Source organism: Rhodococcus chondri (genome assembly GCF_036327435.1).
In the GTDB taxonomy this organism is placed as follows: domain Bacteria; phylum Actinomycetota; class Actinomycetes; order Mycobacteriales; family Mycobacteriaceae; genus Rhodococcus; species Rhodococcus chondri.
The window spans coordinates 1-10,577 of sequence record NZ_JAUZMZ010000156.1; the positions used below are offsets into that span (position 1 = coordinate 1).

10 protein-coding genes are annotated in these 10,577 nt (G+C 67.1%); 2 read left to right on the top strand and 8 right to left on the bottom strand.

Annotation, left to right across the window (positions count from 1 at the left end; all coding sequences use genetic code 11):
• Together Q8814_RS20880 and Q8814_RS20885 are read left to right on the top strand one after the other, a co-directional pair.
• Positions 1–485, top strand: a 485-nt coding sequence (locus Q8814_RS20880) for an ATP-binding domain-containing protein (RefSeq protein WP_330153909.1), incomplete at its 5' end; no start/stop codon positions are given.
• Between the two features lie 3 nt (positions 486–488).
• Positions 489–1,922: a lipase maturation factor family protein gene (locus Q8814_RS20885; RefSeq protein ID WP_330153910.1), complete on the top strand. Its 1,434-nt coding sequence runs from the start codon at positions 489–491 to the stop codon at positions 1,920–1,922.
• Between the two features lie 37 nt (positions 1,923–1,959).
• On the opposite strand, the gene Q8814_RS20890 is transcribed toward Q8814_RS20885, so the two are convergent.
• The 8 genes from Q8814_RS20890 to Q8814_RS20925 all read right to left on the bottom strand — a co-directional run.
• A complete protein-coding gene (locus Q8814_RS20890) occupies positions 1,960–2,553 on the bottom strand; it encodes a hypothetical protein (protein ID WP_330153911.1) in 594 nt (197 codons plus the stop codon).
• A 21-nt stretch (positions 2,554–2,574) separates the two neighbouring features.
• The gene (locus Q8814_RS20895) at positions 2,575–3,726 is read right to left on the bottom strand and encodes a flavin-containing monooxygenase (RefSeq protein ID WP_330153912.1); all 1,152 of its coding nucleotides are present in this window, start codon (positions 3,724–3,726) and stop codon (positions 2,575–2,577) included.
• Positions 3,727–3,821: 95 nt separating this feature from the next.
• Positions 3,822–5,474: a LuxR C-terminal-related transcriptional regulator gene (locus tag Q8814_RS20900; protein WP_330153913.1), complete on the bottom strand. Its 1,653-nt coding sequence runs from the start codon at positions 5,472–5,474 to the stop codon at positions 3,822–3,824.
• 69 nt (positions 5,475–5,543) lie between these two features.
• Positions 5,544–6,626 carry an ABC transporter ATP-binding protein gene (locus Q8814_RS20905; protein ID WP_330153914.1) on the bottom strand — a complete coding sequence of 361 codons (1,083 nt, stop codon included), beginning with the start codon at positions 6,624–6,626 and terminating at the stop codon, positions 5,544–5,546.
• A 34-nt stretch (positions 6,627–6,660) separates the two neighbouring features.
• Positions 6,661–7,551, bottom strand: coding sequence for a carbohydrate ABC transporter permease (locus Q8814_RS20910; protein WP_330153915.1), 891 nt, complete (start codon positions 7,549–7,551; stop codon positions 6,661–6,663).
• Positions 7,548–8,513 (bottom strand): carbohydrate ABC transporter permease, encoded by a 966-nt coding sequence (locus Q8814_RS20915; protein ID WP_330153916.1) that lies wholly within the window; start codon positions 8,511–8,513, stop codon positions 7,548–7,550. The genes Q8814_RS20910 and Q8814_RS20915 overlap by 4 nt, the downstream gene beginning before the upstream one ends.
• The gene (locus Q8814_RS20920; protein ID WP_330153917.1) at positions 8,510–9,862 is read right to left on the bottom strand and encodes an ABC transporter substrate-binding protein; all 1,353 of its coding nucleotides are present in this window, start codon (positions 9,860–9,862) and stop codon (positions 8,510–8,512) included. The genes Q8814_RS20915 and Q8814_RS20920 overlap by 4 nt, the downstream gene beginning before the upstream one ends.
• A 22-nt stretch (positions 9,863–9,884) precedes the next feature.
• The coding region (locus Q8814_RS20925; RefSeq protein WP_330153918.1) for a sugar-binding transcriptional regulator at positions 9,885–10,577 on the bottom strand (693 nt) is incomplete at its 5' end.

The following is a 10,577-nucleotide window of genomic DNA, read 5'->3' on the forward strand; positions in this document are numbered from 1 at the left end:
GTCCATACGGCGTGCAGCGCTGGGCGCGGCAGGCGATGGAATGGATCGGAACGAGCACCGGCCGTCGTCTCGATCCCGACCGCTGGTATCCGGGCCAGCCGCTGCTCGTGACGGCCAACGACCACGAGACGCGCATCTACAACGGCGACACCGGCGTCGTGGTCCGCCGGGCCGACGGCGACCTCGTCGCTGCCTTCGCGCGCGGCAGGGAACCGTTCCTGCTGCATCCGAGCCGCCTCTCGGCGGTGCAGACCGTCTACGCGATGACCATTCACCGCAGCCAGGGCAGCCAGTACGGCACCGTATCGGTGGTATTGCCCGACGAGAATTCCGCGCTGCTCACCCGCGAACTCCTCTACACTGCGATCACGCGGGCTCGCGTGCACGTGCGGATCATCGGTACCGAAGCTGCCGTGCGAGCCGGGGTCGGCAGGCAGGTGTTGCGAGCGAGCGGACTCCGCCGGGAGATCGGCATGCTGGTGTAGACAATGGACTGGTTGGACGCGGACGGCTACACGATCGGGCGACTACTCGTCACCCGAGGACTCGCCGCGATCTACCTCGTCGCCTTCCTGGCCGCTCTCCTGCAGTTCCGCGCCCTGATCGGTGCTCACGGCATATTGCCGGTGCCCGCGTTCGTCCGTGCGGTGCCGTTCCGGCGCTCCCCGAGTCTGTTCCACTGGCGGTACTCCGACCGGTTGTTCGCTGCGGTGGCGACCGCGGGCGCCGTCCTGGCATTGCTCACGCTGGTCGGAGTCACCGAGCAGTTGCCCCTCGCCGCGTGCATGCTCGTGTGGTTCGCGCTGTGGGTGCTGTACCTGTCGATCGTCAACGTGGGGCAGGTCTGGTATTCGTTCGGCTGGGAATCGCTGCTGCTCGAGGCGGGAGTGCTCGCGATCTTCCTCGGCAACGCGGACACATCCCCGCAGTTCGCGGTGCTGCTGCTGGTGCGCTGGTTGCTGTTCCGGCTCGAGTTCGGTGCCGGATTGATCAAGTGGCGCGGCGACCGGTGCTGGCGCGACCTGACCTGCCTGTACTACCACCACGAGACCCAGCCGATGCCCGGCCCGTTCAGCCGTCACTTCCACCACCTGCCGCGTCCCCTGCACCGGATCGAGGTGGCCGGGAACCACTTCACGCAACTCGTGGTGCCGTTCGGGTTGTTCGCCCCGCAACCGGTGGCGGGCATCGCCGCGGGGATCATGATCGTCACGCAATTGTGGCTCGTGCTCAGCGGGAACTTCGCGTGGCTGAACTGGATCACCATCGTGCTGGGTTTGTCGGTGCTGCCGGACGAGTTCTACGGATGGATCGTTGTTCCGATGGCGGAGTACGGGCCGACGCCGGAACCGTTCGTCGCGGCGGTCCTGTCGCTGACCGCTGCCGTGGCGGTGCTCAGCTATTGGCCGGTGCGCAACATGCTTTCCCACCGGCAGGCGATGAACGCGTCGTTCAATCGGTGGCATTTCGTGAACACCTACGGGGCGTTCGGGTCCGTCACGCGGACGCGTCGCGAGGTGATCGTCGAGGGCACGGCCGATGCCGTGTCCACTCCCGCCACCGAATGGCGAGAGTACGAGTTCAAGGGCAAGCCGGGCGATGTGCACCGTCGTCCCCGCCAGTACGCGCCCTATCACTTGCGGCTCGACTGGATGATGTGGTTCGCGGGGATCTCCCGCGACTACGCCGCCGGATGGTTCCCCCGCTTCGTGCGCAAACTGCTCGAAAACGATCGAGACACACTGAAGCTTCTGCGGCACAATCCGTTTCCCGACAAGCCGCCGGCGCGTATCCGCGCCCGCCTGTTCCGCTACCGGTACACCACCCACGCCGAGCACAGGGCCACGGGAGCGTGGTGGGTACGCGACTCTCTCGGCGACTTCATGATGCCGGTGTCACGCTCGGACGTGCGCGCGCGATGACTGTCATCAGAGGGTGACTGTCACCCGGGGGTGACTGTTACCAGAGATCGTAGGCGCGGTCCGACACCGTGAACCCGTGCTCACCGGTTTCGCATGTGACACCGGAACTTTCGTCGATCGAACACGTGAACGGCCCTACCTCCAGTGCCCGACCGTAGGGCAGGGTCCGGGCGCCCCGGTTGGGGTCCATGAAGGCGATGTCACCGATGTTGACGAATTCGGCGGCACCGGCGGCCTCGACCATCACGACGTTCGCCGGGATCATCACGTCGGGCGCTCCGCTGCCGGGGACACGGGGTGCGTTCGCCGGCATCTCGCCCTGACATCCGGCCACCGCGTCGGTGTGGACGAGGACGGCGCACTCGAACTTGCCGCTCTGCGAGAGGAAGTAGTACACCCCGGGCTGGACGCCCGCGAAGTCGGCGGCATCCACCTCGGGCAGCGCCGTCGGCGTCTTGGTGGTTGTGGTCGTGGTCGTTGTCGCCGTGGTGGTGACCGGGGCCGACGATGCCGCGGCGGCGTCGGCTGCGGTCGGGGTGCCCGAGACCGTGCTGCCGCAGGCCGTGGCGGTCGCGAGAGCGACGACAGAGAACGTGACGAACGATGCGGCTGTGCTGCCCCGACTGGTCATGCGGGGCAGCATAGCGATCGGTCAGGCGACGGCATCGACCCTGTCGGGTACACGGTGGGCAACGAGGTGCTCGACGACGGCTCGTGCGTCCGCGCCCGCGCCGCCGACCAGCATCGACCGGAAGGACGACTGGAAGGCCAGACCGGTGAAATACAAACCGGGGGCGGTCGGTACCGTGCCGCGCTCTTCGAGCGGCCAGCCGTCCGGTCCGGTCACCGGCAGGTCGATCCAGCCGAAGTCGTGACGGAAGCCGGTGCACCACACCACGTTCGCAACGTCGACAACACGACCGTCGCCGAGGACCGGGCGCCCGCCGACTACACCGGTCATGCGGTCGGTGACACGCTCGACTCCGAGCGCCGCGAGATCCTGTCGTTTGACCCGCAGGAGCGGTGCGCCGTGGTTGCGTTCCTCTTCGCGCAGCTTCCGGCCGATCGGGGTGCGGAGTGACATGACCCTCCCGGCCACGAACCACAGTATCGGGAACAGCAGTTGCATCCGGCGCGATTCCAGCGGCACCGGAATCTGACCGGTGTCGCGGCCACACAGGATGGTCGGATGGGTGCGGCCCACCTCGAACGCGATGTCGCCGCCGGAGTGCGACGCGCCCACCACCAGCACCGGACCGTCCTGCAGCTGTGTCGGGTTGCGATACTCGCTCGAGTGCAGTTGCCGGATCGCGGGATCCAGCTCCGATGCGAACGCGGGCAGGGCGGGAGTACGTCCGAAGGTGCCGGCCGCGACCACCACATTGCGTGCGACGAGCCGCCGCGGGCTACCGTCGGCGTCGGTGCAGTCGACCACGTAGTGGTCGTCGTCCTCGGACACCTTGCGCACGCGCGTCGAACCGCGCACCGGAAGGTCGAACCTCTCCGCGTAGGCCTCGAGGTAGTCGGCCACCTCGTCCTTGCTCGGGAACGAGTGCTTCGGTGCAGGGAACGCCATGCCGGGCAGGCCGTCGTAGCCGGCAGGGGAGTACAGGCGCAGCGAATCCCAGTGGCAGCGCCAGTTGTCACCGATGCGGGAGTGGGCGTCGACGATCACGAACCGGCGGCCCTTGCGGGCGAGGTGGTATCCGACGGACAGCCCGGCCTGTCCCGCGCCGATCACGACGGTGTCGATGTATTCGGTGCCGGTGGGGGAGTCGGAGGAAGGAATACGTGTTGTGAACATGTCTCGACGGTAAGGCGGGCCGCGGCGCCGTCGCATCGGGCGATCTGTGCAGACCGCCGGGGTCTCAGCGCCTGGGTAATTCTGTGTAGTCCCGGTCAGACGAGGTGATGCTCGTACGCGTAGGCGGTGGCGCCCGCACGTGAGGAGACGCCGAGTTTGGTGAAGATGTTGCTCAGATGCCGGGCCACGGTCTTCTCGCTGAGGAACAGCGCGGCCGCGACTTCCCGGTTGGTTCCGCCACCGGCCACCTCGCGTAACACTTCGATCTCCCGGCCGGTGAGACCCGCAGGAGCCGAGGTGCCCGGGGACGGCGTGAGCTGTCGGAGCCTGTGCAGGTCGGGCTCCGCCCCGAGCTCCCGGAAAGTTGCAGTGGCCGAATCGAACTCCATGCGTGCTGCCTCGTGGTCGTCGAGTGCGGCGCAGCAGTGTCCCTGCAGGACGCGGACCTGGGCACACTGGTAGGGCGCGTCGAGATCCCGCCACAGCCGCCACGCGGTGCGCAAACTGTGCAGGGCCGAGCAGGGGTCGCCGTCGGCGAGGTCCACCGCGCCCCGCGCCTGCGCAGCCATCGCGGTGAGCGCGGTCGCCTCGAACTTCTGCGCCAGGACCTCCAGTTCGTCCGCCCGGCATCGCGCGGACGCGACATCGCCCGCGGCCAGTGCGATGTCCACCAAGGCTTCGAGCATGCGCGGACGCAGCAGCGGAACGGTTTCGGCGAGTGCCCGCTCGATGCCCGCACGGGCGGCGCCGAGGTCGCCCTGCGCGAGCCGCAGCCGTGCCAGACCGGGCTGGATCTCGTGTCCGTAGCCACCGGCGCGCCGGTACGCGGTCTCGGCGGCGGCGAACTCCCCGCGCAGCCGGTGCAGTTCGGCGAGCTCGTACAGGGCCATACCGACGGCGGGGCCCCCGGGCGGCTCCGTCAACATCCGGCACGCGAACCGTGCCTGCTCCATCGCGTCTTTCCAGGAGCCGCGCAGTTGCAGCATCTCCGCGCGGTGCACCAGGCACTGGCCGCGGAACGGCACGAGATCGACCTGCGCATCGCACCAGTTGCCGAGCGCACGCGTCCACTCCGCGGCGCGGCGCAGCTGGTAGGTCTCGTGACAGGTGATGATCACCGCGCAGTACACGATCCCCGCGGCGACCGGCGAGACTTCGCCGGTGGTGACCGAGACCATGACCTCGTCGAGGATCGTGAGACCCGCCTCGGGGTCGCCCAGCAGGATGCGTGCCTGACCGACGCCGAGACCGCTCAGCGCGGTGAGGTCGCGGTGGCCGGATGCCAGACCGATGCCGTGGGCCTCGGTGAGGGCAGGCAGGGCGCGAGCGGCGTCGCCCTGCAGCAGGGTGCCGATGGCCGGCGCCAGGATGAGCAGCCCGTGCGCGGCGCACACCGGATCGTGTTCCGCCCGATGTGCGGGGGTGAGCAGCCGCTCGGCGCGGGCCAGCCACCCGGCGGCCAGGGCGGCCTCGCCTCGGTTCATCGTCAGGGTGAACCCGAGCCAGAACGCGCTTTCGCACGCCGACTCGGCTCGGTCCTCGGCGGCGTGCGCGGCGAAGGCGCGCTCGAGCAGGCGGATGCACTCGTCGTCGTTGCCGGTCAGGTACGCGCAGCGCGCGGCCCGGTCCAGGTCGGCCGCTCCGAGCGCACGCTGTGCGTCGGCCAGCCGGAAGCCGTCGAGGGCAGCCTTCCAGGACTGCTCCCGGAAGTTCTCTCGCGCCAGGTCGAGCACATCGGGTGCGTTCATCGACGCTCCGTTCGGCCCCGGGCGGGGCGAAAGGATGAAGCGAAGTGAATGCTACGCCGGGAGCGCCGATCAGTCGCCCACTCGTTCACCGGTCTCGGGGTGGAACAGGTGCACGGTTCCTTCCCGCTTGCGCAGCCGGATGGTGTCGGCGAGCCGTGCCGGGGTGCGGGTGAGCGACCGGGCGACCACTTGATTGCCGCTCTTGGGTATCCGCGTGTACACGTACGACTCGCTGCCGAGTTCCTCGACGAGTTCGACAACGGCCTCGACACCCTCGCCCTCGGTGATCTCGAACTGTTCGGGCCGGATGCCGGCGGTGACCGTGTCGATTCCGGCGGCGTGCAGGGCGCTGATCCGTTCGCGTTCGACCGGAACGACCGTCTCCCCGATCACGATGCCGTCGTCGACGACCCGGGAGGTGAGCAGGTTCATGGCGGGTGATCCGATGAATCCGGCGACGAACGCGTTGGCGGGCCGGTCGTACAGCTCGTTGGGTGTCGAGAACTGTTGCAACCGGCCCTTCTTGAGCACCGCGACCCGGTCTCCCATCGTCATCGCCTCCACCTGATCGTGGGTGACGTAGACGGTGGTGGTGCCCAGCCGGCGCTGCAGCGCCGCGATCTCGGTGCGGGTCTGCACGCGCAGTTTCGCGTCGAGGTTGGACAGCGGTTCGTCCATGCAGAACACCTGGGGTTCACGGACGATGGCCCGGCCCATCGCGACACGTTGCCGCTGCCCGCCGGAGAGCTTGCCGGGTTTGCGGTCGAGGAACTCGGTCAGGTCGAGGACCTTCGCGGCATCCTCGACCTTGCGTCGGCGCTCCTCGGTGCCCACGCCCCGCATCTTCAAGGCGAAGCCCATGTTCTCGGCGACCGTCTTGTTGGGATACAGCGCGTAGTTCTGGAAGACCATCGCGATGTCGCGGTCCTTGGACGGCACCCCGGTCATGTCCCGGCCGCCGATCGAGATGGAGCCCTCGTCGATATCTTCGAGGCCCGCAAGCATCCGCAGCGCGGTGCTCTTACCGGAACCGGACGGTCCGACGAGGACGACGAACTCCCCGTCCTCGATGTCGAGGTTCAGTGAGTCCACGGCCAGCGAATCGGAGTTCTCGTAGATGCACGACGCGTTCCGGTAGGTGATTTCAGCCATGACGAATGTCCTTCGAAGTAGCGGGGAACGTCTGTTATTTGATGGCGCCGAACGACAGGCCGCGCACGAGTTTGTTCTGCGCGATCCAGCCGGCGAGGACGACGGGCAGCGCGGCCATGGTCGCGGCGGCCGACAGCTGGGCCCAGTACAGGCCCTGACCCGTGATGAAACCGACCAGGAACACCGGAATCGTCTGCGCTTGAACGGCGGTGAGATTGACGGCGAAGAAGAATTCGTTCCACGAGAAGATCACGCAGATCAGCGCGGTGGCGGCGATACCGGGAGACACCAGTGGCAGGATCACCTCGCGTACCGACGTCCACAGGCTCGCGCCGTCCATGCTGGCCGCTTCGAGGAGCTCACCCGGTACCTCGAGGAAGAACGAACGCATCATCCACACCGCGATGGGTAGGTTCATCGACGTGTACAGGATGATCAACGCCCAGATGTTGTCCAGCAGTCCGATGTTCGCAACGATCACGTACAGCGGGATGATGGCGGCGACGATCGGCAGCATCTTCGTACTGATGAAGAAGAACAGCGCGTCCTGGGTCTTCCGCACCGGTCGCAACGACAGCGCGAACGCCGCCGGAACACCGAGAAGCAGCACCAGAATCGTCGACACGAGCGTCGCGAAGGCCGAATTGAGCAGGGCGATGCCCACCCCCGTCTCGAACACGCCCCGGAACTGGTCCAGCGTGGGGGTGAAGAAGAACTTCGGTGGGTCGGAGTACGCGTCGGATTCCTGCTTGAACGCCGTGAGCACCATCCAGAACACGGGGAAGAAGAATCCCAGCGCGGCGATCCATGCAAGCACACCCCAGGCGTTCATCTTGCGCGACTTGCGTTTACGACCCGAGGTAGTGACCCCCTCCGGGGGCAGGGTGGTGTCCGATGTCTGCGGACCAGCAGCGGTGGTGCTCATGCCGCTTCCTCCTTACCGGTGAACGATTTGAAGATCAGGCGCAGCGCGAACGTCGCGATGACGATCGTGCCGATCACCACGACGACACCCATTGCGGCGGCCTGGCCGATGTCGAAGCCGAGAAACGCGCGCTGATAGATGTAGAAGGGCAGGTTGGCGCTCGCGGTGCCCGGCCCGCCCTGCGTCATCATGTAGATCGCGTCGAAGGTGTTGACCAGGTAGATCGCGCCGAGCACGGTACCGAGTTCGATGAACCGGCGCAGGTGCGGCAGCGTCAGCTCGCGGAACAGTGCGAAGGCGCCCGCCCCGTCGACCCGCGCCGCCTCGAGGATGTCGCGGGGCATGGATTGCAGTCCGGCGAGGATCAGCAGCATCATGAACGGCGTCCACTGCCACACGAGCGCCACCATCACAGACGGCAGCGGATAACGGCTGATCCAGTCCACCTGGCCGACCCCGAACGGGGACAGGACGAAGTTCACGATGCCGAACACGGGGTCGAACATCGATGTCTTCCACACCAGTGCGGCGGCAACCGGAGTGACGAGGAACGGCGTGATGAGCAGGGTACGGGCGATGCCGCGGCCGAGGAACGCCCGGTCCAGCAGCAGCGCCAGCAGCAACCCGATGATCACGGAGATGAGCACCGTTCCGACGATGAGGATCACGGTGTTGAGCGTGACCTGCCAGAACTGGCTGTCCTGGAAGACGTCCACGTAGTTCTGCAGCCCCACGAACCGGCGCGAACCGGGACTCACCAGGTTCCAGGACAGCGTCGAGTAGTACAGGGTGAACACGAACGGGATCTGCGTGACCACGATCATGAAGATCAGGGCGGGCAGCAGTGGCCCGCGCCGGCGCCAGCCTTCGGCACGCGACACCTTGTCTTCCTTCGCCTCGCGCACCCTGCGGATGCGCTCGGCGGTATCCGGTGCAGATTGCGGCACCTCGACGGCTGTCATCGGTCCTCCCGGTAGGTCGCGCCGACGGCTTCGGCGTAGAGCTGGGCTTGGTCCAGTGCCTCGGCGACCGTCTGACGGCCGGCGATCGCGGCGCTGATCTGCTGGCTCACCCGGGTTCCGAGATCCTGGAATTCGGGGATCGCCACGAACTGGATTCCGGTGTAGGGCACCGGGTCGACGGTGGGATCGGACTGGTCGGCGCTCTGGATCGATTCGAGGGTGATGGGTCCGTACGCGGCGGATGCTTCGGCGTACTCGGGGATCTCGTACGTCGACAGCCGGCTGCCGGGCGGGACGCGGTCCCAGCCGTAGGCTTCACCGACGGTGCGCATGTACTCCTTGTCGGTCATCCACGAGATGAACTTCCAGGCAGCGTCGGCATTGGTGCTGCTCGCGGGAATACCGAGCGACCAGCTGTAGAGCCAGCCGGACGGTGCCTTGATCTCGACGGGAGCGGCCGCATAACCGATCTTGCCGACGACGTTGCTCGAGCTGGGATCTTCGAGAGTGGAGACCGCGGCGGTCGAGTCGTACCACATCGCGACGCGGCCCTGCGCGAGTTGCGTTGCGCATTCACTGAATCCGCTCGTCGCGGGTCCGGGCTGGCCGTGCTCCCGCACCAGGTCCACGTAGAACTGTACGGCCCGCTGCACTTCCGGGCTGTCGAGCTGGGCGTTCCAGTCCTCGTCGAACCAGCGTCCGCCGAAGGTGTTGATGACGGTGTCGAGCGGGGCGAGCAACTCACCCCATCCCGGCTTGCCGCGCAGGCAGATTCCGTTCATGTCCGGGCTGTCGAGTTGTGCGGCGGCGTCGGCGACTTCGGTCCACGTCGGGGGGTCCGAGAGCGTGATGCCGGCTTCCTCGAACAGGTCGCGGCGGTACATCAGGAACGACGATTCGCCGTAGAACGGCACCGAATACATGTCGCCGTTGTACGAAAGGGCCTCTCTGATCGAGGGAATGAAGTCGTCCTGGTCGTATCCCTCGGTGGCCTCGATGTACGGAGTCAGATTCGTCAACCAGCCGTACTCGGCCCACTGGGGTGTCTCGTAGTTGCTGATCATCACGACATCGAATTCCCCCCCGCCCATCGCGGTCGAGGCGGTGATCTTGGCGCGTGCCTGGTTTTCCGACAGGGTGACGAACCGCAGGTCGATGTCGGGGTTCTCGGCCTCGAACTGCGACGAGAGTTGCTGGGCGTCCTGCATCTGCGAATTGGAGACCATTGCGATGGTGACGGTCTGGTCGGAGGCGCCCAGAGATCCGGCGCCGGCGCAGCCCGTGAGCGCCAAACACAGGACTCCGGTTGCTGCGACGAGACTGCGGGTGGTGCTTCTGCTGTTGTGCACGGCTGTCTACCTCGTTCCGGTGCTACCTCGTCCGTGTCGTGTCGATGGAATGTTCTTGCTGGAGTAGCCATTCGGCGCAGGCGGTGTCACAGACCAACATCGATGCGAAGCCTCCTCTCAGTGCGCCCAGTGCTGCGCGGTGTTTCGCGGCTCCACCGGTCACGAGGATCGTGGCGGGGCATGCGCGAATGTCGTCGAGGGGAACCGACATGGTCCGGGCCTCGAGGTCGCCGACGACGGCCGTGCCGTCGGCCTGGAAGAACCGGCCACCGATCTCGCCGACCGCCCCGAGTTCGATGAGGGTGTCGAGCATGGCGGTATCGAGGAAGCTGCCTTCGAACAGCGTGGTGGACGTCGAGACGGCCCCGACGCCGAACATCATCGCGTCGGATCGGCGGCCGATCTCGAGGGTTCGAGAGATGCCCGAGTCGGTGCGCATGGACGCGACGGTGCCCGGATCGGCGTACAGGGGAGTGGGCAGCCGCAGGGGGCGTGCGCGGAGTTGCTCGGCGCAACGGCCCAGCACGTATTCGGTGCCCGTCTGGTAGGCGCTGGTGGTGACCGACCCGTCGAGCTGGACGATGGTCGCGCACGTCGCCACCCCGGAAGGGAGCGAGCGGGCCACTGCGATGGTCTCGGGCCCCCAGGTGAATCCCAGTGTGTCGCCGGACCGCAGGCGCCGGCTCAGCAGGGCGGCCGCGGCCCGGCCGAGCGC